The following is a 25,445-nucleotide window of genomic DNA, read 5'->3' on the forward strand; positions in this document are numbered from 1 at the left end:
AAAATGTTCTCTAAAAGTCCACATCTCAGCATAACTAATGCGATACATTGAAAAGGCGTGGTGTTCCTTTGAGCGTGTTGGGTGTAGTTTTGTTCGGTCCTTAGGGGATGAAAATAACCAATGCCAGTGTTTACTGCATTTGGTTTAAGTAATGGGGTGGCGAAACTGCCTATTTGATAACAAAAAAACAAGTCAGCACGACCCCCATGTTGTATTTTTACATTAACCCCAAGAACCTGAGTTGCTCTTCTTTCGTCTTAGCATGGGTAGCAAGGAGCCTAATAACAAACTACCCGAAAGAAGTGGCGGCGCCGTAATAAACCATTGTTGCTCTGTGGTATCTTGCAGTTTTTCTGACTGGGCAATGGCGGCCTCTGCTTGCTGTTTGAGGCTCTCAAGTTGATAACTTGCATCGTCATTTTGAGCGACGATGATTTGTGCTTTTTTCGTTAAGTTAACCGCCTCTTGTAATTGTTGCTTGAGTGACTCATTTTCTTCTTTTAGGGCGGTGTTGATTTTACTGAGCTCTTGAAATTTCTCTTGGCTTAGATTGAGAGCTTTGACAATTTCTTCTCGGCTTGCAATGCTTTTATCAAGACTAGCCTGTATTACGTCAAGTTGATCTCGAGTAATAATATTTTCACTAAGGAAGTAATCAGCAACCCATCCTTCGTTGCCGCTAGGCGTGCGAACTTTAGTATAACCTTCGCTTTGTTCTAATACCTCTAAAGGTGTGCCACTTTTTAAACCTCTTTCTACGGCTCTAGTATTGTTATCCAGCCCTTCTCTAATGGCGACAAACTGGATGTCTGAAACATACACTGTCGCGGAGTGCGCAGTGGCAGAAAGTAATAGGCCAACAATTAGGCCTGTAATGCGTTTTTTAGACACGTTAAGTTCCTTTAACAATCAATCACTTTATCTTTTTAGTACGATAATCATGAGGTGATCATTACGCAATAGAAAAGGCCATTGTAATGGCCTTTTCTGTGGTTTTAATTGTAAAAAGTATCTTTAACGGCGAAGAAATAGAGGTCTTGGCTCCGAAACATCACCTTGATAAGCGACTGAGAAGGATTTATACAAGAGAAGGGCTTTTTCTAAGTCAACGTTGTCGTTAAATTGAAAGCCGTTAAATCCGACTCGTAAAAGATAGCCCAACTGATCTGGGATGAAGTTGCCAAGGGCATCTTATTTCGCCTTGGTAATGTAGCCTCTCTCTTAGTAGTCGAGCGTAACTAAAACCTCTTCCGTCGGTAAAAGCCGGAAAATGTATGCCAATAACATCGAATTGACTCAAATCAACGTCTTGTAGAAATTCGACCCCATCACCAGCTTCTAGCCAAATACCTGCGACACTGCCAATGGTATCTTTATCAGTAAGCCATTTTTGTGCTGCTACAATACTGTTTGATGTTATTTCTTGCTCAGCATCTTGTAACCAGTTGTATGGATTGTCGATGATGTTGCCGTTTTTAATTAGCTTTGGCATAAGCGGCCTCTTTAAATGGTGTGATGCCAACGCGGCGGTAAGTATCAATGAAACGTTCATCTTCATAGCGGTTTTCTACATAAACGTTCATGAGCTTTTGTATGACACTACTTATTTCTTCTTGGGCGAAAGAGGGGCCTAAAATTTTACCTATGCTTGCATCGTGTCCAGAAGCGCCACCAATTGAAATCTGGTAGAACTCTTCGCCTTTTTTGTCTACACCAAGGATGCCTATGTTGCCGACATGGTGGTGACCGCATGCGTTCATACAGCCAGAAATGTTCAAATCAATGTTGCCTAGGTCATATAGGTAGTCTAGGTCATTGAACGTTTCTTGGATTTGAGCCGCAATGGGGATAGATTTTGCATTAGCTAATGCACAGAAATCGCCACCAGGGCAGCAAATCATGTCTGTGAGTAGGCCAAGAGTAGGTGTCGCAAATCCCGCTTCTTTAGCGGCATCCCAAAGTTCTATCAATTGGTCTTGGCGAACATCGGCTAATACAAGGTTCTGCTCATGGCTGACACGCAATTCGCCGAAACTAAATTGATCTGCAAGGTCTGCAGCCCTATGCATTTGCTCTGCCGTTGCATCACCTGGAGCTTGGCCTGCTTTTTTTAGTGTCAGCGTAACGATGCGGTAACCTGCTTTTTTGTGTTCGAATGTGTTGCGTTCGAACCAACGAGCAAAGCCTGCACTGTCAGCCAGTTTACTGGTTAAATTTGCTGGATTATTTTCCAATACGGCATAGTTTGGTTCGCTGAAAAAGCTTTGTAGGCGTTCGAACTCACTCATTGGAACGGTGCTTTCTTTGCCTCTTAAATGTTGCCATTCAGCCTCAACGCGGCTTCTGAACTCTTCGATACCTAACGCTTTGACTAATATTTTGATTCGCGCTTTGTATTTGTTATCACGACGGCCTTGTTGGTTGTAAACACGAATAATCGCGTCTAAGTAAGTCAATAGGTCCATGCGTGGAATGAATTCGCTGATAGTAACGCCAACCATCGGGGTGCGGCCTAAACCACCGCCAACGATAACTTTAAAGCCAATTTCTCCAGCTTCGCTTTTCTTGATGTGTAGGCCAATATCATGCACTTGCGTCGCTGCACGGTCTGCTGATTCAGTCGCATTGACAGCGATCTTGAATTTGCGTGGTAAAAAGGCAAACTCAGGGTGAAAGGTAGACCATTGGCGAATCAGTTCGCAATAGGGGCGTGGGTCAACAATTTCATCAGAAATAACACCAGCGTACTGGTCTGTTGTTGTGTTGCGGATGCAATTCCCACTGGTTTGAACCGCGTGCATCTGCACTTCTGCTAATTCAGCTAAAATATCTGGCACGTCTTCTATTTTTGGCCAATTCAGTTGCAAGTTCTGGCGCGTACTAAAGTGGCCATATGATCTGTCATAGCGACAGCTAATATCGGCTAGCTTTCTTAATTGCGTACTGGATAGCATCCCGTATGGAATGGCGATCCTAAGCATTGGGGCGTAGCGTTGGACATAAAGACCATTTTGTAGTCTTAATGGTAAGAATTCTTGATCGCTCAATTCTTTATTTAAATAGCGGCGTGTCTGGTCGCGGAATTGTGCTACACGCTCTTCAACAAGTTGTTGGTCAATGGCGTCGTACTGATACATAGTGAAATGAACCGTGGTTAATAAGTGTTAGTTGACTCATGGTAGCAAATATCCTTTATTCTAAAAATGAATATTTATCTATATCTTTAGGGGTTTTCCTAATAAGGCTTATTAAGAATCTTATTATGAGAAAATCCTCTAATTGAGAAAGAGGAAAAATACCCTACTTTTTTACTTGGTCTTTGGCTTTGCTCTTCATCTCCTGTAATATATCCCCTATTGATCGTTATATAGATTTTGAAAGGGTTATTATGAATATTACAATTACCGATGGTGCCCAAGAATATCTTTCTTCTTTGCTAGAAAAACAAGGTGTAGAAGGTATTGCTGTGCGAATTTTTATCCAGCAACCAGGCACACCTTACGCTGAAACCTGTCTTGCTTATTGTCGTCCGGATGAAGTTAATGAGTCGGATGAGATATTGAATCTGCCTAAATTGAAAGTGTACATCGAAAAAAATTCTGTGAACTTTTTAGATGAGGCCTATGTAGACTATGCGACAGAAAAAATGGGTGGTCAGTTAACCATTAAGGCGCCTAATGCAAAGATGCCGAAAGTAACCTCTGACAGTCCTATTGAAGATCAAATCAACTACGTATTGTATTCTGATATTAATCCAGGGTTGGCTGCCCATGGCGGTGAAGTGAGTCTGCTTGAGGTCATTGACGGTCAGATTGCTGTGCTGAAATTTGGTGGTGGTTGTCAAGGTTGTAGTGCGGTTGACCTTACTCTTAAAGAAGGCGTTGAAAAGACCTTAATGGAGAAAGTTCCAGGACTGACGGCTGTAAAAGATTCAACGGATCATACTGTTACTGATAACGCATTTATGTAAATTTACTTACCGAAGAATTCGGTATGTAAAAAAGGGGCACCTTTTGATTGAGGCGCCCCTTTTTTGTTGTGTGCTTTTTAATGCTTATCCGCGTTGGCGTTTTGGTAATACGTCACGCAAGGCATTCGACATTTCTGTCAATGCTTTTTCCGTTGTTTCCCAGTCAATGCAGGCGTCAGTAATAGAGACGCCATATTGTAAATCCTCGAGATTGGCGGGCACCTTTTGATTGCCCCAGCCAATGTTGCTTTCTATCATTAACCCCATAATGGATTGGTTGCCATTAATAATTTGTTGTGTTGCATCTTCTGCGACAGTGACTTGGCGCTCAGGTTTTTTGCTAGAGTTCTCATGAGAGGTATCTACCATGATATTTACTTTAAGATTGGCTTTTGCCAGCTCTTGCTCTGCTTCTGCAACAAATTTTGTTTCGTAGTTTGGTTTGCCGCCACCGCCTCGAAGTACAATATGTCCGTAATCGTTGCCTTTTGTGTTTACAACAGTGACTTGACCTTCTTCGTTGATGCCCAAGAAAGAATGCGAGTGAGACACTGATTGCATGGCATTAATCGCAACGGTTAGTCCGCCATCCGTGCCGTTTTTGAAGCCAACTGGGCCAGATAGCCCTGATGCCATTTCGCGGTGGGTTTGCGATTCTGTGGTCCGAGGCTCCAATGGCAGACCAGCTAATGAGGTCTTGAATATACTGAGGTGAAATTGGATCTAGTGCTTCAGTGGCAAGAGGAAGACCAAGTTCGGCTAAATCAATAAGCAACTTACGGCCAATACGAATGCCTTTATTGATATCAAATGTTCCATCTAGATTTGGATCGTTGATTAAACCTTTCCAGCCTACAGTAGTGCGTGGTTTTTCAAAATAAGCGCGCATGATGATGTAAAGTGTATCATCCAGTTTTTCCGCAAGGGCTTTTAGGCGTGTTGCATAATCTAGAGCGGCTTTCGGGTCATGAATGGAGCATGGTCCAATAACGATTGCCAAGCGATGATCTTTTCCATCCATAATGTTTTTGATAATGTCGCGTGATTGCGCTACGTTGCTGCTAACACTTTCGCTTACGGGCAGCTCTTTCTTTAATTGACTCGGTGTTACCAGAGGGGTAAAGGAGGCAATATTTAAGTCTTCAAGACGTTTGTTACTCATTGCGGGGTTTCCTGCTTTTTTGCTTTTAGTTATAGCTGCTTACAATATCGTGTTTTTCTCTTTGAATGAACCGCTTAGCTGTGATTTTTTGACTTTTTAGAAGAAAAGATATTTTACTCCAAAAGAGAGTAAGGCAGAGGCTAATAAAGGCTGTAATACATGATTTGGAACATGGCTTGCGATGCGGGTTCCAATATAGATGGTCGGGATAGAGCCAATTAAAAGGGCGGCCAGTAAGGTGTAATCAACATTGCCCAAGAAAATATGTCCAGTACCCGCAACGAGGGTAAGGGGCACGGCGTGAGCTAGATCTGTCCCTACAATGTTTTTTGCTCTCATGGCGGGAAACAGTATCATCATTATAGCCGTGCCTAAAGCACCAGCGCCCACGGAAGTGAGTGTAACAAGGGCACCTAAAATAAAGCCACAGATGAAGACAATTTTTGTGCTTTTACTTTCTGCCATATTGAAGCTGAATGTTTTGGTCAGTTTGGCTCTGAATAGTATAACGATGGCGGTTAAAACTAACATCGCGCCTAATGTGCTGGTGAGTATCTCTTGATAATGATCGGGCTTTTCAAATCTTGATAATGCCCATACTGTGATGAAAGATGCGGGAATACTGCCTGCTGCCATAGCGAAAACAATTTTCCAGTTCACATTGCCGCGTTTAGTGTGCATCACGACACCAGTGCTTTTGGCTATCCCTGCGTACATAAGGTCTGTACCAATGGCAATATGAGGTGGGAAGCCAAACATTAACAAAAGTGGCGTCATCAGTGAGCCACCGCCCACGCCCGTGATGCCGACCGCTAACCCAACAGCAGCGCCAGCAAAAACATACCAAATAAAATCCATAGAAAGCCACATTAAGGTTATTTAAGCTGGCAACACTAGAGGTTTTTTACTATTCTATAAAGTAATATTTTATTATGTTTTTAACTCTTTTTCGAATAAGGCTCGCAATGAAGTTACAACAGCTTAGGTACATATGGGAAGTGGCGCGTCATGACTTAAATGTTTCTGCGACTGCACAGAGTTTATATACGTCACAACCAGGCGTGAGTAAGCAAATTCGTCTGCTAGAAGATGAGTTGGGTGTGGAGGTGTTTGCGAGAAGTGGAAAGCACTTGACGCACATTACACCAGCGGGTGAAAAAATCATTGCGTTAGCTGGCGAAGTGTTGAGTCAGACACAAAATATTAAGCGTGTCGCGAAAGAGTTTAGTGACGAACGTAAAGGCTCTCTTGATATTGCAACAACTCACACGCAAGCACGATATGCCCTGCCTAAGGTGATAAATCAGTTCATTGAAGGTTACCCCGACGTCAGCCTGCATATGCATCAGGGTACACCAATGCAGATCGCTGAAATGGCCAACGATGGGGTTGTGGACTTTGCGATTGCAACCGAGGCTTTGGAGTTGTTTGGTAATTTGGTGATGTTGCCTTGTTATACTTGGAATCGCTCTGTAGTGGTGCCAAAAGGACACCCTTTGGCACAGGTTAAAAAGCTCACCTTACAAGCTCTGGCTGAATATCCTATTGTTACATATGTATTTGGCTTTACTGGGCGGTCGCAGCTAGACCAGGCTTTTCAACAAGCCGATTTGCAGCCAAATGTGGTCTTTACTGCCGCCGACTCTGATGTCATAAAGACATATGTTCGTTTGGGGCTTGGTGTAGGTATTGTGGCTTCAATGGCCCATGATGCTGTGCAAGACGCCGATTTGGTTGCTTTAGATGCCTCTCATCTTTTTGCTGATAGTTGTACGAAAATAGGCATTCGGAGCAGTACATTTATTCGAGGTTATATGTATAGGTTTATTGAGTCGTTTGCCCCGCATCTGACAAAGGACTTGGTGATGGCGGCGATGGCGGCAGGAAACCGACAAGAGGTTGAATTGTTATTCAAGGATATTGAGCTTCCAAGGCACTGACGTTAAGCGCCTTTTTAGGCGTGTAGGGTGTTAAAAAAGCCGCCGCAGAATGTCTTGTGCGACGGCTTTTTTATTGGTTTTGGAGGGATCAAAAAGATTATTTTTGCAATTTTATTGCCATTTCAGCAATGCGCTTTCCTTGCGCTTCGCAGAGTGCTTTTTCATCATCTGTCAAAGCGGTTTCGTTGGTGCTATTTGCTAGGTGGCTGGCGCCATAAGGGGTTCCGCCAGCCGTTGTGTTAATCAGTTCTTTGTTTTTATACGGAAGGCCAAGCCAAACCATGCCATGATGCAGTAATGGTGTCATCATGCTGTGAATACACTGTTCTTGTCCGCCATGCATGGTGCTCGCACTGGTAAAGCCGCAAGCGGGTTTGTCTATCAATCTTCCCGTTAACCATAATGTCGAAGTTTGATCGATAAAATGTTTTAGTGGGGCGGCCATGCTGCCAAAGTAGGAAGGTGAGCCGATAGCAAGCCCTGCGCAGTCTGCGAGTTCTTCCAAGGTGCAATAAGGGGCGCCTGCATCGGGCAGGGCGGGTGATGCGATTTTTGTGGTGTCGGATACCTCGGGAACTTGGCGTACCTTTGCCTCGATGTCACCAACTTTGTTGATCCCACGAGCGATATGTTTTGCCATTTCGGCAACTGAGCCGTGACGACTGTAAAATAAAACTAATACGTAAGGTGACTGGGTCATTTCCGTACTTCCTTGTTAATTAAATAAAGTCAAAACATCTTCAGGTGGTCTGCCAATCTTTGCCTTGTTGTTGTGTATGACGATAGGGCGTTCTATTAAAATTGGATGGGAATGCATAGCTTGCAGGCATTCTTCGTCTGTTGAGTGTGTGCTTAGGCCAAGTTCTTTGAATATGGCTTCTTTTGTGCGCATGAGTGCCTGCGGTGTTATCGCAAGCTGGGTCACAAGTGTTTTAATTTCTTCTAGGTTGGGTGTGTCTTGCAAATATAGGCGGATAGTGGGCTGGATATTATTTTCTTCGAGCAGTTGTAGGGTTTGTCGAGATTTAGAGCAGCGAGGGTTGTGGTAAATAGTCGTCATGCGGGGTCCATTTGTAGCGATTATAAAAAAGCCTGACAGAGGCAGATGCTTCCATCAGGCTTGTCGATTTTATTTTTTGCTTAAAATGAAATCGACAGCATCGGCAATTGCGATGTCTTCGTTTTCACCTGCTTTGCGATATTTGTATTCTAGGGTGCCTTTTTCAAGCCCTTTATCTCCGACAACTAAGCGATGCGGGATGCCTAGAAGTTCGCAATCCGCGAATTTAACACACTGGGCGTTCTTTGCGGTCGTCTAGTAATACGTCTAAGCCTTTCGCTTTAAGTTCTGCGTATAAGCGATCACATTCTATTCGTACAGCTTCGGATTTGTCGTAATTCATTGCCACGATGACAATATCAAATGGCGCAATACTTTCAGGCCATAAAATACCTTTTTCATCAAAATTTTGTTCGATTGCTGCTGCAACAATACGAGAAACACCAATGCCATAACAGCCCATGTGCATGACTTGCGCTTTACCATTTTCATCTAAAACGGTGGCTTTAAGGGCTTCAGCATATTGTTGGCCAAGTTGGAAAATATGGCCCACTTCAATGCCGCGTTTGATGACAATAGTGCCTTGACCATCTGGTGATGGGTCACCTTCTACAACGTTACGGATATCAGCAATTTCAAATGCCGCGCAATCGCGTTCCCAGTTTAAACCAGTAAAGTGGTAGTCGTCTTTGTTTGCGCCAGCACAAAAATCGGACATGACAGCGGCTGAACGATCTGCAATAACACGAATGCCTTTTTCTGCTAGACCTTTTGGTCCAATGGAGCCGGGAGCGCAGCCTATTTTAGCAATAATGTCGGCTTCATCAGCAAATTCAAAAGGAGAGAGAATGCCGTTTAATTTTTCTACTTTGATTTCGTTGATGTTGTGATCGCCACGCAACACAAGAGCAACAATTGTTGGTTGGTTGTCTTCGTCAATAGCCTTTACTAGCATGGTTTTTACTGTGCTAGTAACATCGATTTGTAAGAATTCAGCCACTTTTTGGATAGTTTTGCAGTCGGGCGTAAATACTTCTTTTATCTCTTGGGTTGGAGCGTCGGCTTTTTGTTTTAGACAAATTGCTTCGGCAAGTTCAATGTTGGCCGCAAAATCTGAGGAGTCGCTAAAAGCAATGTCGTCTTCGCCGGAGTCTGCTAGCACATGAAATTCATGTGAGTATGCGCCACCAATGCTGCCTGTATCAGCACGAACAGGACGATAGTCTAAACCAATACGATCAAATACATTGCAGTACGCTTGATGCATGACATCATACGTTTCTTGTAGTGATTCAGCGCCAACGTGAAAAGAGTATGCGTCTTTCATGCAAAACTCGCGAGAACGCATTACGCCAAAACGAGGGCGAACTTCATCGCGGAATTTGGTCTGTATTTGAAAGAAATTCATTGGTAGCTGTTTATAGCTAGTCAATTCATTGCGAGCCAGTTCAGTAATGACTTCTTCATGAGTTGGGCCAAGGCAATAGTCGCGCCCGTGGCGGTCTTGCAGACGAAGCAATTCTGGGCCATATTTCTGCCAGCGTCCGGTTTCTTGCCACAGCTCTGCAGGTTGAACACCAGGCATGATCACTTCAAGTGAGCCGGCTTTCTCCATTTCGTCACGAACAATGTTTTCAATTTTGCGGAAAACTTTTAAGCCTGTTGGTAGCCATGTATATAAGCCTTTAGAGACTTGACGAATCATGCCCGCGCGAATCATAAGCTGATGGCTGGTAACAACTGCATCCGTTGGGGCATCACGTAGTGTGGAAAATAAATAATTGCTTGCGCGCATAATAATGTTTGTACTTTAAGGTTAAGTGATTAATGTTAAGTTGCAGATTTAAGTGTAATCATAAAACTAAAGGTTTTAGCCTGCGAAGCGAGGCTCAATTTGGCCCGTTACATCGGTTTCAATGGCAAAAATCCCGCCAGCTTCTGGGAACTGCTTTAGTTCCTCTTCGGTTTGTGCGGCACGACAAGTACTCACAAATAATGTCTTCATTTCAGGTCCGCCAAAAGCAACCATTGTTGGATAGGTGGCAGGAACGGGATATTCTTCTAAAATCTTCCCTTGAGGGCTAATTTTAACAACGCGCTGACCTTGGTAAAGTGCTGACCAGTAGTTTCCTTCGCTATCAACAGCGGCACCATCTGGTCGGCCGTTACCTCGAGGAAATTCAATGAAGGTGCGTTTATTTGTTGCGACACCGCTTGCTAAGTCATAATCAAATTGATAAACCACATGGTTCGGAGTATCAGAGTAGTACATAATCGTATTGTCAGGAGAGAATGCTAGGCCATTGGAGGTCCATGCCGCTTGATCTATAAGCGTTTCTTTGCCTTGACTGAACTGATGCAGGGCGCCATTGAAGGCGTCTTTTGGAGAGTACATAGTACCCGCTAAAAAGCGTCCTTTTGCATCACATCGGCCATCATTAAAACGTGTAGTTTTTTGATCGTAAGAAGCGAGCCAGTAGGGTTTTAACTCGGCATTAAAATGTTCGAATGTGTAAACGCCAGAGCGAAACGCAGCGACAAAGCCTTCTTGCTCGTCTAGTGAAAAACAGCCTATTTCTTCATCAAATTTACGATGTGCTAGGCTTTTGGATTTTGTGTCATAGGCGTATAGTATGAAAGAATCTATATCGACAAAATAGAGCGTTTGAGTACGTTCGTCCCAACGAGGACATTCGGCTAATTTTGCTTGTGCATTTACAGCGCACTGCATATCAGTCATGCGGCCTCCAAGTCTCTGAGAGTTTTAGAAAATAGGATGCTATAGTGCTTATTAAAGCCTTTTTTGTAAATAGGAAGATGTAAAGATGTTTGAGTTAGATCCAGTATTGAGTCGTGATTCTATTCTTGTCGGGCACTTTTCACTGTGTCAGCTTCGTCTCATTAATGATGCTCAGTTTCCATGGTTTATTTTGGTACCTCAAAGAAATGATATTACTGAAATATATCAACTGGTAGAGGAAGATCGTCAACAATTGATGGCAGAAAGTTGCCTTTTGGCGGAAACGCTTCACGATGCTTTTTCCGCCACTAAGCTTAATATTGCCGCTATTGGTAACCAAGTGCCACAGCTGCATGTGCATCATATTGTACGTTATAAAGTAGATCCATGCTGGCCAGCACCAGTTTGGGGTAAATTGTCGGCCGTTCCTTATGGAAAGGAAGACTTGGCTGAAATATTGCAAAAGGTTCATTCGTTGTTGAGTGATGATTTGACGTTGCCGAGCGATGATGACGCAGAGCTCTATTACTGAACAAATATCTCAACTTATAATCTATACTGAGTGAAAATTAGCCAACTTGGAAAGCATGTTTTATGAGCATTAGCAAAAGGAAGAAGGCCATACAAAAAGTGGTTAAATTATTAAATTTAGCGACTTCGACTAATTCAAGTGAATCTGTTATGGCTTTGCGTCATGCGGAGTCTCTAATTAGGCAGTATCAGGTGGCTCAAAGGGAGTTACCCATTTTGCAGTTGTGTGATCGATCCATGCTTTATCGTGTAAGTTGGGGCGGGGCTGCGCCACGCCATCAAAAAGAGAGTGCGGTCAAATCGTCTTCAGAAGGGTCTGTTTATCAGCGGCGTTTCAGTGAAAAAAGTAGCGATGCTAGTAGGGCTTATGAATCGGCTCGCACTATTTTGGATGATATAGATTTGTCAGGTTACCAAGGTGCCGAAGAGGTGCTTCGTGATTCATTTACTGCTGATAACGTTGACGATGTTGAAATTGAGAGTGAATGTTTTAGTGTTGATGATGTAGTGCCGGAAAATATGTTGGAAGGTGTGGAAATGGCAGCTCAGTCTGTTGTGAACGATGGGGGACAAGATAGCTCAACTATTTATACGTCTAGTGACAATGTTATTAATGCGACAAAAGCTTTTCGTCCTGATGGATATGAGTTTACTGAGACGCTTAAAACGCAATACGCAACTAGCAACCCAAATGTGCCATTTGTTGAGGATGGCTATTGGTCTAAGGTGTATGAAAAGCTTGTTGACTTTGATGAAATCAAGGTTCAAGCAGACATAGAGGCGTTAAATCAGCAGCTTCTTCTTGCACAAGAGAATTTGCAGCTTAAGAAAAAGAAGCGTTATGAGCATGAGCAAAATGAAGTGCAGGAGCGCTCTGAGCGAGCTCGTATTGAGCAGAGTTTTGAAGAGGCCATTGAGCGTGCTTTTCAGGCTAGGGCTAAATCTTACGAGGCTTGGGAAAGTAGTTGTACTAAAGTTCGCATGGAGCGTTTGAAAGAAGAGCAAGAGGCTGTTCAAGGGTATGATGCAATTAGTCATGCTTTGGCAAAAAATAAAGAATCCTTTAGGCAGCATTTGCAGCGTAAAGAGGATTACAGGGCGGCGAAAATTATGCACGAGTTGCGTCGGCACCTTGTGTTGGCTGTCTCTGTAGGTGCAGAAGCAACGGCATCATACGAGAAGGTTATTGATATTATGTCAACCAATGGCTTATCTCTTAAAGATTTAGAGTTTTCAGATATAAAAAATAAGAGTTTGTTTATTCGGTTGTTGGAGCGTGAATCGGCAAGTATTGCAGATGTGCATGCAAGAGAAGCGCATACGGAAGAAATGTTGGATAAATTCTTAACCTCCAGCCAAGCCAAAAAAGAGTCTCGAGCGTCAGAAAATCCGATACAGCATATTCAGCGTTTGCTTATCGCTGCTAGTGAAGGTGGGCAGTTTGAAACGCAGAAAAATTTAGAACAAGTGACTTACTTGATGGAAGTTAATGGTATAGGTGTAAGGGATATTGGTTATGGATTCATTAAAAAGTATTCGGTTTTTATTCGCTTGATTAATTGGGAGGCGGAGAGAATCTCTTCCTTACCAGAGCGTGAGAAGTTTACCGCTCAAATTTTAGAAGAGTACATTCAGCACTCGGTACAAAAGCCGAAGTCGGATAGAGAGCAAAAAGCTAACCGTTAATGATCTTAGGTGTAGTGTGCCAAATTTTTCCTCTATATACCCCTCATTCATTTGATTGATGAGGGGTATATTTTTTTAAAACCCACCTTAATGCTTTCCTTGCAGGGCTGCATCTTTTACCATTTCGTTTTCGATTTAATCGTGAGACTCGGCAGGAGAGAAGCATGAGCATTATTAAAGAAGATGATCTGATTGATAGCGTTGCAGACGCGTTGCAGTTTATCTCTTATTATCACCCTTTGGATTTTGTAAAAGCAGTACATGAAGCGTACGAGCGAGAAGAAAGTAAGGCTGCGAAGGATTCGATGGCACAAATTCTTATTAACTCTCGTATGTGTGCAGAAGGTAAGCGTCCAATCTGTCAGGATACCGGTATTGTTACTGTATTTGTTAAGATAGGAATGAATGTGCAATGGGAGAGCACAAGAAGCGTCACTGATATGATTAATGAGGGTGTGCGCCGTGCTTATCTTCATCCAGATAACGTCTTACGTGCTTCTATTCTCGCTGATCCTGCTGGCGCTCGTAAAAACACCAAAGATAATACGCCTGCTGTGATTCACATGGAGGTCGTGCCTGGTGATACGGTTGAAGTTCACGTCGCTGCTAAAGGTGGTGGTTCTGAGAATAAATCCAAACTGGCGATGTTGAATCCTTCTGATGATATCGTTGAATGGGTTAAGAAAACAGTTCCTACTATGGGGGCGGGTTGGTGCCCTCCAGGTATGCTTGGCATAGGTATTGGTGGTACAGCAGAGAAAGCCATGGTGATGGCGAAAGAATCTTTGATGGAGCCAATCGATATCCACGAATTGAAAGCTCGTGGCCCTCAAACTCGTGTTGAAGAGCTTCGTCTGGCTATTTTTGATGCAGTGAATAATTTAGGTATCGGTGCGCAAGGCCTCGGTGGTTTGACAACGGTTCTTGATGTGAAAATCATGGATTATCCAACGCATGCCGCTTCTTTACCTGTTGCTATGATTCCAAACTGTGCAGCTACTCGTCATGCGCATTTTGTGCTTGATGGTTCTGGTCCTGCAGATTTAGTTCCACCGTCATTGGATGATTGGCCAGAAATTACTTGGGAGGTTGGTGAGAGTGTTCGTCGAGTAGATTTGAATACCATTACACCGGAACAGGTTAAGGAATGGCAGCCTGGCGAAACGATTTTGTTAAATGGCAAAATGCTGACGGGTCGCGATGCCGCGCATAAGAAAATGGTTGAGATGATGGCTAACGGCGAAGAGCTTCCTGTTGATCTTAAAGGGCGTTTTATCTACTACGTAGGTCCTGTTGATCCAGTAAGGGATGAGGCGGTAGGTCCTGCTGGTCCAACGACGGCGACTCGCATGGATAAGTTTACTCGCACCATTTTGGATAAAACGGGCTTGCTTGGTATGATTGGTAAGTCTGAGCGTGGTCCTGTAGCCATTGAGGCGATTAAAGAGTTTGGCGCTGTCTACCTTATGGCTGTTGGTGGCGCGGCTTATTTGGTATCTAAGGCGATCAAAAAAGCAGACGTGGTGGCCTTTCCAGAGTTAGGAATGGAGGCTATCTATGAATTTGATGTTGTCGATATGCCAGTCACTGTGGCGGTAGATACCATGGGGACATCTGTGCATATTACTGGGCCTGCTGAATGGAAGGCGAAAATTGAAGCGCAAGCGCTCGAAATAAAATAGTCGATTTTAAAAAGGCTATGTTAAAAGTTTTAAAAAAAGTCACTGCGTTGATCGGCGCAGTGACTTTTTTGTTTTTGTAGTGTTTTTTTATTTGCAAAGTGGTTGCATAGATATAAATAGTCTGTATTATACACGACCTCAGCCGCACAACGTGTGTGGTGACGCTCTTTAAAATAAATAATCAGATAATTTGTGTGGGCGCTCGCTGGAGGCTTCAGAAGATTGTCCGGATTGGTTTTTAACTGATTCGAGATGGTCAAAAAAATTGAAGTCTTGCGAAACGTCTAACACGTCAATTCGCTTTATGTTGTTTCGTTGTTCTTCGGGATGATGAAATGATTAAGTTATTGTTAGTGTAATAGATTTTGAGTAAGCAAACTTTTTAACTGAAGAGTTTGATCATGGCTCAGATTGAACGCTGGCGGCAGGCTTAACACATGCAAGTCGAGCGGTAGCACGGAGAAACTTGTTTCTTGGGTGACGAGCGGCGGACGGGTGAGTAACGCGTAGGAATCTACCTAGTAGAGGGGGACAACATGTGGAAACGCATGCTAATACCGCATACGCCCTGAGGGGGAAAGGAGGGGACTTTTCGGAGCCTTCCGCTATTAGATGAGCCTGCGTGAGATTAGCTAGTTGGTAGGGTAAAGGCCTACCAAGGCGACGATCTCTAACTGGTCTGAGAGGATGACCAGTCACACTGGGACTGAGACACGGCCCAGACTCCTACGGGAGGCAGCAGTGGGGAATATTGGACAATGGGCGCAAGCCTGATCCAGCCATGCCGCGTGTGTGAAGAAGGCCTTAGGGTTGTAAAGCACTTTCAGGGGTGAGGAAGGGTGATTGGTTAATACCCAATTATCTTGACGTTAGCCCCAGAAGAAGCACCGGCTAACTCTGTGCCAGCAGCCGCGGTAATACAGAGGGTGCAAGCGTTAATCGGAATTACTGGGCGTAAAGCGCGCGTAGGTGGTTTGTTAAGTCGGATGTGAAATCCCAGGGCTCAACCTTGGAATGGCACCCGATACTGGCAGGCTAGAGTATGGTAGAGGGGTGTGGAATTTCCTGTGTAGCGGTGAAATGCGTAGATATAGGAAGGAACATCAGTGGCGAAGGCGACACCCTGGACTAATACTGACACTGAGGTGCGAAAGCGTGGGGAGCAAACAGGATTAGATACCCTGGTAGTCCACGCCGTAAACGATGTCTACTAGCCGTTGGGTTGTAATGACTTAGTGGCGCAGCTAACGCAATAAGTAGACCGCCTGGGGAGTACGGCCGCAAGGTTAAAACTCAAATGAATTGACGGGGGACCGCACAAGCGGTGGAGCATGTGGTTTAATTCGACGCAACGCGAAGAACCTTACCTACTCTTGACATCCAGAGAAGAACGCAGAGATGTGTTTGTGCCTTCGGGAGCTCTGAGACAGGTGCTGCATGGCTGTCGTCAGCTCGTGTTGTGAAATGTTGGGTTAAGTCCCGTAACGAGCGCAACCCTTATCCTTACTTGCTAGCGGGTAATGCCGAGAACTTTAAGGAGACTGCCGGTGACAAACCGGAGGAAGGTGGGGACGACGTCAAGTCATCATGGCCCTTACGAGTAGGGCTACACACGTGCTACAATGGCGTATACAGAGGGCTGCGAACTTGCGAGAGTAAGCGAATCCCAGAAAGTACGTCGTAGTCCGGATTGGAGTCTGCAACTCGACTCCATGAAGTCGGAATCGCTAGTAATCGTGAATCAGAATGTCACGGTGAATACGTTCCCGGGCCTTGTACACACCGCCCGTCACACCATGGGAGTTGATTGCTCCAGAAGTAGGTAGTCTAACCGTAAGGAGGACGCTTACCACGGAGTGGTCAATGACTGGGGTGAAGTCGTAACAAGGTAGCCCTAGGGGAACCTGGGGCTGGATCACCTCCTTAAACGATAGAAACCTCTGGTGAGCGTTCACACAAATTATCTGATGTGTATGGAGCTTAATGATTATTCATTGGCGAGATACAGTATCTAGTTTAGAAAAGCTTAGCGATCAAAGCTTTTGAAGCAAGACACTAAACAAAGCGTCACGCAAGTGATGGTTTAGTCTCTGACTTAGTGCTTTGCACTAAACTTGCTCTTTAACAATTCGAATTTTGAAATAGACGATAATCAAGCGTCAAACCGGTGGAAAGCATCTTTAACCTAGATGACTTTCTAAATCGTAAATCCAGAGGGGTACAAAAGCCCTTTGGTATGTGATCCGAAACTATTTTGGGTTATATGGTCAAGTGACCAAGCGTGCACGGTGGATGCCTTGGCAGTCAGAGGCGATGAAGGACGTGGTAATCTGCGAAAAGGTTCGGGGAGTCGATAAACAGGCTTTGATCCGAACATGTCCGAATGGGGGAACCCACTCTACTTGTAGAGTATCCCACAGTGAATACATAGCTGTGAGGAGGCGAACGAGGGGAACTGAAACATCTAAGTACCCTTAGGAAAAGAAATCAACCGAGATTCCCTAAGTAGCGGCGAGCGAAAGGGGATTAGCCCTTAAGTGGTTTTGGTGTTAGTAGAAGGCTCTGGAAAGTGCCGCGATAGAGGGTGATAGCCCCGTATACGAAAACACCTTAATCATGAAAACGAGTAGGACGGGACACGTGTTATCCTGTCTGAATATGGGGGGACCATCCTCCAAGGCTAAATACTCCTGACTGACCGATAGTGAACCAGTACCGTGAGGGAAAGGCGAAAAGAACCCCTGTGAGGGGAGTGAAATAGATCCTGAAACCGTGTACGTACAAGCAGTGGGAGCGGACTTGTTCCGTGACTGCGTACCTTTTGTATAATGGGTCAACGACTTATTTTCAGTAGCAAGGTTAAACATGTAGTGGAGCCGTAGGGAAACCGAGTCTTAATAGGGCGTTTAGTTGCTGGGAATAGACCCGAAACCGGGCGATCTATCCATGAGCAGGTTGAAGGTTGAGTAACATCAACTGGAGGACCGAACCCACATCCGTTGAAAAGGCTGGGGATGACTTGTGGATAGGAGTGAAAGGCTAATCAAGCTCGGAGATAGCTGGTTCTCCTCGAAAGCTATTTAGGTAGCGCCTCGTATCTCACCATTGGGGGTAGAGCACTGTTTGGGCTAGGGGGTCATCCCGACTTACCAACCCCATGCAAACTCCGAATACCAATGAGTGCAATTACGGGAGACACACGGCGGGTGCTAACGTCCGTCGTGGAAAGGGAAACAACCCAGACCGTCAGCTAAGGTCCCAAAGTTACAGTTAAGTGGGAAACGATGTGGGAAGGCTTAGACAGCTAGGAGGTTGGCTTAGAAGCAGCCATCCTTTAAAGAAAGCGTAATAGCTCACTAGTCGAGTCGGCCTGCGCGGAAGATATAACGGGGCTAAAACTGTACACCGAAGCTACGGATGCTTAGTTTACTAGGCATGGTAGAGGAGCGTTCTGTAAGCCGTTGAAGGTCAAGCTGTAAGGCAGGCTGGAGGTATCAGAAGTGCGAATGTTGACATGAGTAACGATAAGGGGAGTGAAAAACTTCCCCGCCGGAAGACCAAGGTTTCCTGTCCCATGTTAATCAGGGCAGGGTGAGTCGGCCCCTAAGGCGAGGCAGAAATGCGTAGTCGATGGGAAACAGGTTAATATTCCTGTACTCGTGCATATTGCGATGGAGAGACGGAGAAGGCTAGGCCAGCACAGCGATGGTTGTCTGTGTTTAAGGCGGTAGGTTTAGGGCTTAGGCAAATCCGGTACCTTTTAAGACCGAGAACTGATGACGAGCCTCTTTTGGGCGAAGTGGTTGATGCCATGCTTCCAGGAAAAACTTCTAAGCTTCAGATATGCAGGAACCGTACCCCAAACCGACACAGGTGGTCAGGTAGAGAATACCAAGGCGCTTGAGAGAACTCGGGTGAAGGAACTAGGCAAAATGGTACCGTAACTTCGGGAGAAGGTACGCCGGCCGGTGTGAAGGACTTGCTCCGTAAGCACTAGTCGGTCGAAGATACCAGGTGGCTGCGACTGTTTATTAAAAACACAGCACTCTGCAAACACGAAAGTGGACGTATAGGGTGTGACGCCTGCCCGGTGCTTGAAGGTTAATTGATGGGGTTAGCGCAAGCGAAGCTCTTGATCGAAGCCCAAGTAAACGGCGGCCGTAACTATAACGGTCCTAAGGTAGCGAAATTCCTTGTCGGGTAAGTTCCGACCTGCACGAATGGCGTAACGATGGCCACACTGTCTCCACCCGAGACTCAGTGAAATTGAAATCGCAGTGAAGATGCTGTGTATCCGCGGCTAGACGGAAAGACCCCGTGAACCTTTACTATAGCTTCACAGTGAACTTTGAACCTACTTGTGTAGGATAGGTGGGAGGCTTTGAAGCGGTGACGCCAGTTACCGTGGAGCCACTCTTGAAATACCACCCTGGTATGTTTGAGGTTCTAACTCAGGTCCGTAATCCGGATCGAGGACACTGTGTGGTGGGTAGTTTGACTGGGGCGGTCTCCTCCCAAAGAGTAACGGAGGAGCACGAAGGTGTGCTCAGCATGGTCGGAAATCATGCATAGAGTGTAAAGGCAAAAGCACGCTTAACTGCGAGACAGACACGTCGAGCAGGTACGAAAGTAGGTCTTAGTGATCCGGTGGTTCTGTATGGAAGGGCCATCGCTCAACGGATAAAAGGTACTCCGGGGATAACAGGCTGATACCGCCCAAGAGTTCACATCGACGGCGGTGTTTGGCACCTCGATGTCGGCTCATCACATCCTGGGGCTGAAGCCGGTCCCAAGGGTATGGCTGTTCGCCATTTAAAGTGGTACGCGAGCTGGGTTTAGAACGTCGTGAGACAGTTCGGTCCCTATCTGCCGTGGACGTTTGAGATTTGAGAGGAGCTGCTCCTAGTACGAGAGGACCGGAGTGGACGAACCTCTGGTGTTCCGGTTGTCACGCCAGTGGCATTGCCGGGTAGCTATGTTCGGACGGGATAACCGCTGAAAGCATCTAAGCGGGAAGCCTCCCTTAAGATAAGATCTCACTGGAACATAAGTTCCCTAAAGAGCCGTTCGAGACTAGGACGTTGATAGGTTGGGTGTGTAAGTGCTGTGAGGCATTGAGCTAACCAATACTAATTGCTCGTGAGGCTTGACCATATAACACCAAAGTGGTTTTTAAAGCGGAAACGCTACAATCACAGACACAGATTACGATAAAGCATCAGCAATGATGAGCATCGGTTTGATACTTGGTTATCACTATTTCAAAATGAATTGTTAAAGATCCAAGCACGTATTCGCGTGTTGTGGTGAGACGAAAAGAGTCCAGCCAGAACAAAACGCAAAACGAATTGCTTGACGATCATAGAGGCGTTGAACCACCTGATCCCATCCCGAACTCAGAAGTGAAAAGCGCCATCGCCGATGGTAGTGTGGGAGATCCCATGTGAGAGTAGGTCGTCGTCAAGCTTTATATTTAAGAAATAGATCCACACTGTAATGTGGGTCTATTTTTGATAGATAAGCATGTGACACTAGTTTATCGTCAAGCTTTATATTTTAAGTCCTATTATATTAGGCAGTTGAGAATTTGGTTTTATTAGACAGTTGCTAATAAAGCAAACCAGTTTTCTTGATGATCATAGAGGCGTTGAACCACCTGATCCCATCCCGAACTCAGAAGTGAAAAGCGCCATCGCCGATGGTAGTGTGGGAGATCCCATGTGAGAGTAGGTCGTTATCAAGATTTAATTAAGAAGGCCCTGATGGCTTCAGCTATCAGGGCTTTTTTTTGTTTTCAAAAAGCGAGTTTTAATACAAAACAAGAGGCGTTGAACCACCTGATCCCATCCCGAACTCAGAAGTGACTTTTTACATGCCACGGCGTTCGCCATCGCCGATGGTAGTGTGGGAGATCCCATGTGAGAGTCCCACAAGGGGATAAGCATAGGTCGTTATCAAGATCTAATTAAGAAAGCCCTGATAGTTCATACTGTCAGGGTTTTTTTTGTTCAAAATAACCCTTAGTGAACCTATAGCGCTCGATGTGTGGGGCTTTTTATAAGAGCTTAGCATGTAAGAGTCCCACAAGGGGATAAGCATAGGTCGTTATCAAGATCTAATTAAGAAAGCCCTGATAGTTCATACTGTCAGGTTTTTTTGTTCAAAATAACCCTTAGTGAACCTATAGCGCTCGATGTGTGGGGCTTTTTATAAGAGCTTAGCATGTAAGAGTCCCACAAGGGGATAAGCATAGGTCGTTATCAAGATCTAATTAAGAAAGCCCTGATAGTTCATACTGTCAGGTTTTTTTTGTTCAAAATAACCCTTAGTGAACCTATAGCGCTCGATGTGTGGGGCTTTTTATAAGAGCTTAGCATGTAAGAGTCCCACAAGGGGATAAGCATAGGTCGTTATCAAGATCTAATTAAGAAAAGCCCTGATAGTTCATACTGTCAGGGTTTTTTTTGTTCAAAATACCCTTAGTGAACCTATAGCGCTCGATGTGTGGGGCTTTTTATAAGAGCTTAGCATGTAAGAGTCCCACAAGGGGATAAGCATAGGTCGTTATCAAGATCTAATTAAGAAAGCCCTGATAGTTCATACTGTCAGGGCTTTTTTATATCATGTCGTTTCATAGGCCTTTGTATCTCGTCGGGTGATAAGCATATGGTGCGTTTTGTGAAAGGCAGGTACTGACTTTACGCTTCACTGTGTGTTCAGGACTTTAGGATAGTTGCTATTACAATATACTTCTAAGTTGGCTGAGAGTGACACGTTTTCTGCTAGCCATTTTGCTAAAAAAAACGTTATCATGGAAATAATAAGATATGTTTCTTAAGGGAAGATTAAATCTTCAGACTGATAATGCTAAGTTCTGCTTAAGCTTGTTTGGTTATAGTGCGGAATGCTTCTGCCATAAAGTATAAAGCGATAATTTTTCTATTATCGTCTTTGATGAGTCTCAAGTCTTCAGTTTGCCTGCTTTGGCGTTGCTATGATTGGTTTGTTTCAATAGTTTGTCTTTTATATAAGATTTTAGTGTATGGGTGATTTGGGGAGAGGTAAAAAGATGAAGTGTTCAACTTTCGATTCAGTCGAAAATATCGGTTTACAGCCGCTGTTATTGTCAAATTATGATGTCTTTAGAGTGCAATTCTACTATCCTTTTTTACTTATAGTGGTTTGATTAACGCATGTCAAAGAGCGATAGGAAAAGTGCGATTAAATCGTGTTTTTGGCTCTGCTTTGGCGTATTTATGAGAGAAGGATTGGGTTTGCGTATACTTGTAGTAGAAGATGATACTTCTTTGGCTGACGGTTTGGTGACGGCATTAAAGCGTGAAGGATATACGGTAGATTTGCTTCATGATGGTATCCATGCATTAGAAGCGTTAGTTAATGAAGTCTTTGATTTAGTGGTATTAGATTTAGGTTTGCCAAGATTAGATGGCTTAGCAGTATTGAAGCAAATAAGAGCAAATGAAAATGCGGTGCCGGTCTTAATATTGACAGCCAGAGATGCATTAGAAGATCGAGTAGCTGGCTTAGATCTGGGGGCTGATGACTATCTTATAAAACCTTTTGATGTCACTGAGTTGAAGGCAAGGACTAGAGCTTTACTACGCCGCAGTTATGGTCGAGCGATCAGTGAGATTTCTTATAAGGGACTTGTTTTGTATCCTGCGAGCCATAAAGTCACCTATCTCGACAAAGAGGTGAGTTTAACACGTCGAGAATATGCTTTGCTTCATGAGCTTATCAGTCAGCCTGGACATGTATTTACGAGAGACATCCTGCAGCAGCTGATGTATGGATGGGGAGATGATGTTGAAAGTAACGCATTAGAAGTTCATATTCATCATTTGCGTAAGAAACTATCGCCTGATTTGATTCGCACCATACGAGGTATAGGTTATGTTGTTGATCAAGAAATGGGTTAATAAGCAAATTCTGAGTTCGATTAGGAAAAGAACGCTCTTCTTTGTGATGTGCCTTTTTAGCATAACAAGTATTGTTGTTATGCTGATAGGTTTATTGTTTGCGAATCATGAAGTTGAGGAGCTGTTCGATGCAAGATTGGCTCAGCAAGCTAGGTTATTGCTTACTTTATCAGGGAATATTGAAAAGCTTGATTCGAACGTAAATGCCATATCACCATTGTTAATTGATGAAGCAAACACAGACCCATCCGTTGGTCATAAATATGAAAGCAAGATTTTTTATCAAATTTGGCGTGATGATGAGCTAAAAATCGCGTCAGATTCAATGACATTATTGCAACAAGAAGAAGACACTGATGGCTACGGTAATGCCATAGCAGACCATTATCAATGGCGTACATTTACCTTAAGCCAAATGGCGGGTAACCTTAAGGTGATTGTTGCAGAGCGTTCTGATGTGAGAGGAGAAATTGTCGATCAGATCGTCTTTCAAACACTTTTCCCTGAAATTTTAGCTTGGCCTGTTTTGGCTATTTTAGTGTGGGCTGCGGTGGGCTTTGGCCTTGAGCCACTCCAACAGCTTGCTCAACGAATTAAAAAGATTACGCCGAATAAGTTAGAGCCTATCGAAATGTCGTATGTTCCTGAAGAGTTGCTGCCTGTAAAAAACGCTTTAAATGGGTTGCTTATGGAGATTGATTCTCTAATGGAAAGGGAAAAGCGATGGATTGCCGATGCGGCTCACGAATTACGAACACCTCTGAGTATTCTTAGAGTGCATGCCGAGAACGCCGCATCAGCAGAGAATGATCTGGAGCGAAATCAATCCTTATTGCAGTTGACACTCGGGGTGGATAGATCAACAAGAATTGTATCTCAACTCCTTGCGTTGGCTCGACTTGAGCATCAAAAAACTGTCATAAAAACAAAAATTGATGTGTTAGCCATTAGTCGCTCAATGATTGCAGGGATTCTTCCTTTAGCATGGAAAAAACATATTGAGATCAGCTTAGACGTTGAGGATGATAAATCGTGGAATTGTCATGTAGAGCCTAATCATATCGAGATATTGCTGCAAAATTTAATCAGTAATGCCATTAAGTTTTCACCTAATGAATCGATGATACACGTCGCTTGGACTCAATCTGGAAATCAAGTCGAATTGAACGTTATCGACTTTGGTAAGGGGGTGAATCAAGGTGATTTACAGCGGTTGACTGAACGGTTTTTCCGTTGTGGCGAAGTTGAAGGGGCTGGCCTAGGGCTATCGATTGTAAAGAATATTGTCGATAAATACCAAGGCTCATTATTTTTTCAGGAGACGAAACCTAACGGCTTAACCGTATGTGTTAGGTTGCCTGTTTTGTCTGTAATTTTTGACAACCAAAAGAGAGATAGCTTACCTGTATTAGGCTCTTAGCCAGTATCGATTTTATTTAATTTTGATCTCTTATTATGCTGGAATCTGTCTATTATTGAAGAGATTAGTAAAATGAAAGAGCTTGTTAATATGTTGCATAAATTGACTGGATTTCTGTCTCTAAGACGTTCTATTGATACCAACTTGCAAGAGGAATGGCAGGGTTGGGATGCTTGGGTCAGCATTGATAGAATACATTGATAACATCCCAATTGGTCTGAAGTGGCTCAATCACTAGGCCGCTTCAAACGTCTAATCTTGTCCTTTCAAATTTACTTTCTTAGCGTTATTCCCTCCCGCAATGTGCGCCCAAAATTCGGTAAGTTTCTTTTAGAAAACACCTTATTGTTTGCCTTTTTTATTGGGTTTTAAAAGAGATCTAATGATTACAGATCTAAATAATGCTTGATCATTTGGTGCATTTTATTTAGGGTAAAAAGACTTATTGCGATTTTTTAACCATTTTTCTAAGTGACATGAGGTTTATTATGAAAAAACCATTACAAAAATACATTATATCTCTAACGAATATTGTGTTCGCTCTCTGCTCTACTGCCGTTGTGGCAAATACGTTAGATAAAATACAGGATGAAGGCACGGTAACGATCGGGGTGGCGAACGAAGTGCCTTATGGCTACACCACATCAGATGGAAAGCCTGCGGGTGAAGCGCCTAGCATTGCTGTCCATGTTTTAAATGAATTAGGCGTGGATGATGTAAACGTTGTGGTAACGGAGTTTGGTTCTTTGATTCCTGGTTTGCGTGCAGGGCGTTTCGATGTTATTGCGGCCGGTATGTATATTACGCCAAAGCGCTGTGAACAAATTTTATTCTCCAACCCAACATACAGTATTGGCGAGGGCTTTTTAGTGAAAAATGGCAATCCAGAAGGATTGAATGGTTATGATGATATTAAAAGTAAGCCTGTTAAATTAGGTGTTATGTCTGGAGCGGTAGAATACGGCTACGCTCGAGATTTTGGTATTGAAATGAGTAAAATCGTTACATTGCCTGATTATCCTTCTGGTGTGGCGGCATTGAAGTCTGGTCGCATTGATGCGCTTGCAGGAACAAGTTTAACCATGGCCTCTTTAGGGCAAAAAGATGATCGTGTGGAGTTAGCTCAGCCATTCAAAACTTTGGTTATCAACGGTGAAGAAATTAAGGGTTATGGTGGTTTTGGCTTCCGCCCAGCCGATACGAGTTTGCGCGATGCATTTAATGAAAAAATAGCGAGCTTTGTTGATACTAAAGAACACATTGCGATGGTTGAATCTCTATGGTTTTGGTAAACACACCTCACCAGGTGGTATG

The 25,445-nt window shown here is 44.0% G+C and carries 17 protein-coding genes, 4 rRNA genes and 2 pseudogenes; 13 read left to right on the forward strand and 10 right to left on the reverse strand.

The features are described 5' to 3' along the window. Positions 1-222: 222 nt before the first annotated feature. The 4 genes from ONZ52_RS05050 to ONZ52_RS05065 all read right to left on the reverse strand — a co-directional run bounded on the left by ONZ52_RS05050 (position 223) and on the right by ONZ52_RS05065 (position 3,137). Complete coding sequence (locus ONZ52_RS05050; protein ID WP_265217625.1) at positions 223-891, reverse strand: TIGR04211 family SH3 domain-containing protein; 669 nt, start codon at positions 889-891, stop codon at positions 223-225. A 123-nt stretch (positions 892-1,014) separates the two neighbouring features. Continuing rightward, a complete protein-coding gene (locus ONZ52_RS05055; protein WP_265217627.1) occupies positions 1,015-1,161 on the reverse strand; it encodes a DUF934 domain-containing protein in 147 nt (48 codons plus the stop codon). Next, the gene (locus ONZ52_RS05060) at positions 1,133-1,492 is read right to left on the reverse strand and encodes a DUF934 domain-containing protein (protein WP_265217628.1); all 360 of its coding nucleotides are present in this window, start codon (positions 1,490-1,492) and stop codon (positions 1,133-1,135) included. The genes ONZ52_RS05055 and ONZ52_RS05060 overlap by 29 nt, the downstream gene beginning before the upstream one ends. Then, positions 1,476-3,137, reverse strand: coding sequence for a nitrite/sulfite reductase (locus tag ONZ52_RS05065; protein ID WP_265217629.1), 1,662 nt, complete (start codon positions 3,135-3,137; stop codon positions 1,476-1,478). Before ONZ52_RS05065 ends, ONZ52_RS05060 begins: the two co-directional genes overlap by 17 nt. A gap of 251 nt (positions 3,138-3,388) precedes the next feature. Between ONZ52_RS05065 and nfuA the strand changes: the two genes are divergently transcribed. After that, the gene (nfuA, locus tag ONZ52_RS05070; protein WP_111605977.1) at positions 3,389-3,970 is read left to right on the forward strand and encodes a Fe-S biogenesis protein NfuA; all 582 of its coding nucleotides are present in this window, start codon (positions 3,389-3,391) and stop codon (positions 3,968-3,970) included. Between the two features lie 84 nt (positions 3,971-4,054). On the opposite strand, the pseudogene ONZ52_RS05075 reads toward nfuA, so the two are convergent. Together ONZ52_RS05075 and ONZ52_RS05080 are read right to left on the reverse strand one after the other, a co-directional pair. After that, positions 4,055-5,132: pseudogene (locus tag ONZ52_RS05075) on the reverse strand (3-deoxy-7-phosphoheptulonate synthase). A gap of 96 nt (positions 5,133-5,228) precedes the next feature. Further along, a complete protein-coding gene (locus ONZ52_RS05080) occupies positions 5,229-5,990 on the reverse strand; it encodes a sulfite exporter TauE/SafE family protein (RefSeq protein ID WP_265217630.1) in 762 nt (253 codons plus the stop codon). A gap of 107 nt (positions 5,991-6,097) precedes the next feature. Between ONZ52_RS05080 and cysB the strand changes: the two genes are divergently transcribed. Beyond that, the gene (gene cysB, locus ONZ52_RS05085) at positions 6,098-7,072 is read left to right on the forward strand and encodes an HTH-type transcriptional regulator CysB (RefSeq protein ID WP_111605974.1); all 975 of its coding nucleotides are present in this window, start codon (positions 6,098-6,100) and stop codon (positions 7,070-7,072) included. Positions 7,073-7,169: 97 nt separating this feature from the next. Here the strand turns inward: cysB and wrbA are convergent, their stop codons facing one another. The 4 genes and pseudogenes from wrbA to ONZ52_RS05105 form a co-directional block, all read right to left on the reverse strand. Continuing rightward, on the reverse strand, positions 7,170-7,772 hold the full coding sequence (gene wrbA / locus ONZ52_RS05090) for an NAD(P)H:quinone oxidoreductase (protein ID WP_265217632.1): 603 nt from the start codon (positions 7,770-7,772) through the stop codon (positions 7,170-7,172). A 15-nt stretch (positions 7,773-7,787) separates the two neighbouring features. After that, positions 7,788-8,132, reverse strand: a complete 345-nt coding sequence (gene arsC / locus ONZ52_RS05095; RefSeq protein ID WP_265217633.1) for an arsenate reductase (glutaredoxin) — start codon at positions 8,130-8,132, stop codon at positions 7,788-7,790. Between the two features lie 69 nt (positions 8,133-8,201). Continuing rightward, positions 8,202-9,927, reverse strand: a pseudogene (locus ONZ52_RS05100) (proline--tRNA ligase). A 75-nt stretch (positions 9,928-10,002) separates the two neighbouring features. Further along, positions 10,003-10,872, reverse strand: a complete 870-nt coding sequence (locus ONZ52_RS05105) for an SMP-30/gluconolactonase/LRE family protein (RefSeq protein ID WP_265217634.1) — start codon at positions 10,870-10,872, stop codon at positions 10,003-10,005. A gap of 85 nt (positions 10,873-10,957) precedes the next feature. Between ONZ52_RS05105 and ONZ52_RS05110 the strand changes: the two genes are divergently transcribed. The 11 genes from ONZ52_RS05110 (at position 10,958) to ehuB (ending at position 25,423) form a co-directional block, all read left to right on the forward strand. After that, positions 10,958-11,404 (forward strand): HIT domain-containing protein, encoded by a 447-nt coding sequence (locus tag ONZ52_RS05110; RefSeq protein WP_265217635.1) that lies wholly within the window; start codon positions 10,958-10,960, stop codon positions 11,402-11,404. A 62-nt stretch (positions 11,405-11,466) separates the two neighbouring features. Beyond that, a complete protein-coding gene (locus ONZ52_RS05115; RefSeq protein WP_265217636.1) occupies positions 11,467-13,089 on the forward strand; it encodes a DUF2786 domain-containing protein in 1,623 nt (540 codons plus the stop codon). Positions 13,090-13,253: 164 nt separating this feature from the next. After that, positions 13,254-14,771, forward strand: a complete 1,518-nt coding sequence (locus ONZ52_RS05120; protein WP_111605967.1) for a fumarate hydratase — start codon at positions 13,254-13,256, stop codon at positions 14,769-14,771. Between the two features lie 383 nt (positions 14,772-15,154). Then, positions 15,155-16,697: ribosomal RNA gene (locus tag ONZ52_RS05125) — 16S ribosomal RNA — on the forward strand. 339 nt (positions 16,698-17,036) lie between these two features. Next, positions 17,037-19,925: ribosomal RNA gene (locus ONZ52_RS05130) — 23S ribosomal RNA — on the forward strand. A 197-nt stretch (positions 19,926-20,122) separates the two neighbouring features. Further along, positions 20,123-20,237 (forward strand): 5S ribosomal RNA (gene rrf / locus ONZ52_RS05135). 162 nt (positions 20,238-20,399) lie between these two features. Next, positions 20,400-20,514: ribosomal RNA gene (gene rrf, locus ONZ52_RS05140) — 5S ribosomal RNA — on the forward strand. The 16S, 23S and 5S rRNA genes sit together here, the layout of an rRNA operon. A gap of 1,531 nt (positions 20,515-22,045) precedes the next feature. Continuing rightward, the gene (locus ONZ52_RS05145) at positions 22,046-22,711 is read left to right on the forward strand and encodes a response regulator (protein ID WP_265217637.1); all 666 of its coding nucleotides are present in this window, start codon (positions 22,046-22,048) and stop codon (positions 22,709-22,711) included. Positions 22,712-22,790: 79 nt separating this feature from the next. Continuing rightward, positions 22,791-24,131 (forward strand): ATP-binding protein, encoded by a 1,341-nt coding sequence (locus tag ONZ52_RS05150; RefSeq protein WP_265217638.1) that lies wholly within the window; start codon positions 22,791-22,793, stop codon positions 24,129-24,131. A gap of 72 nt (positions 24,132-24,203) precedes the next feature. Next, a complete protein-coding gene (locus ONZ52_RS05155) occupies positions 24,204-24,332 on the forward strand; it encodes a hypothetical protein (protein ID WP_265217639.1) in 129 nt (42 codons plus the stop codon). 287 nt (positions 24,333-24,619) lie between these two features. After that, entirely contained in the window at positions 24,620-25,423 is an 804-nt protein-coding gene (gene ehuB / locus ONZ52_RS05160; protein ID WP_265217641.1) for an ectoine/hydroxyectoine ABC transporter substrate-binding protein EhuB, read from the forward strand. The last annotated feature ends 22 nt before the right edge of the window (positions 25,424-25,445 follow it).

It is taken from the genome of Marinomonas rhodophyticola, assembly GCF_026113935.1.
Classification (GTDB): domain Bacteria; phylum Pseudomonadota; class Gammaproteobacteria; order Pseudomonadales; family Marinomonadaceae; genus Marinomonas; species Marinomonas rhodophyticola.

Excerpts from the sequence above, each read along its gene's own strand:
- ehuB (WP_265217641.1), top strand. The coding sequence starts at position 24,620 with ATGAAAAAACCATTACAAAAATACATTATATCTCTAACGAATATTGTG.
- ONZ52_RS05065 (WP_265217629.1), bottom strand. The coding sequence starts at position 3,137 with ATGTATCAGTACGACGCCATTGACCAACAACTTGTTGAAGAGCGTGTA.
- arsC (WP_265217633.1), bottom strand. The coding sequence starts at position 8,132 with ATGACGACTATTTACCACAACCCTCGCTGCTCTAAATCTCGACAAACC.
- ONZ52_RS05105 (WP_265217634.1), bottom strand. The coding sequence starts at position 10,872 with ATGACTGATATGCAGTGCGCTGTAAATGCACAAGCAAAATTAGCCGAA.
- nfuA (WP_111605977.1), top strand. The coding sequence starts at position 3,389 with ATGAATATTACAATTACCGATGGTGCCCAAGAATATCTTTCTTCTTTG.
- ONZ52_RS05155 (WP_265217639.1), top strand. The coding sequence starts at position 24,204 with ATGAAAGAGCTTGTTAATATGTTGCATAAATTGACTGGATTTCTGTCT.
- ONZ52_RS05080 (WP_265217630.1), bottom strand. The coding sequence starts at position 5,990 with ATGGATTTTATTTGGTATGTTTTTGCTGGCGCTGCTGTTGGGTTAGCG.
- ONZ52_RS05150 (WP_265217638.1), top strand. The coding sequence starts at position 22,791 with ATGCTGATAGGTTTATTGTTTGCGAATCATGAAGTTGAGGAGCTGTTC.
- wrbA (WP_265217632.1), bottom strand. The coding sequence starts at position 7,772 with ATGACCCAGTCACCTTACGTATTAGTTTTATTTTACAGTCGTCACGGC.
- ONZ52_RS05060 (WP_265217628.1), bottom strand. The coding sequence starts at position 1,492 with ATGCCAAAGCTAATTAAAAACGGCAACATCATCGACAATCCATACAAC.
- cysB (WP_111605974.1), top strand. The coding sequence starts at position 6,098 with ATGAAGTTACAACAGCTTAGGTACATATGGGAAGTGGCGCGTCATGAC.
- ONZ52_RS05110 (WP_265217635.1), top strand. The coding sequence starts at position 10,958 with ATGTTTGAGTTAGATCCAGTATTGAGTCGTGATTCTATTCTTGTCGGG.
- ONZ52_RS05120 (WP_111605967.1), top strand. The coding sequence starts at position 13,254 with ATGAGCATTATTAAAGAAGATGATCTGATTGATAGCGTTGCAGACGCG.
- ONZ52_RS05115 (WP_265217636.1), top strand. The coding sequence starts at position 11,467 with ATGAGCATTAGCAAAAGGAAGAAGGCCATACAAAAAGTGGTTAAATTA.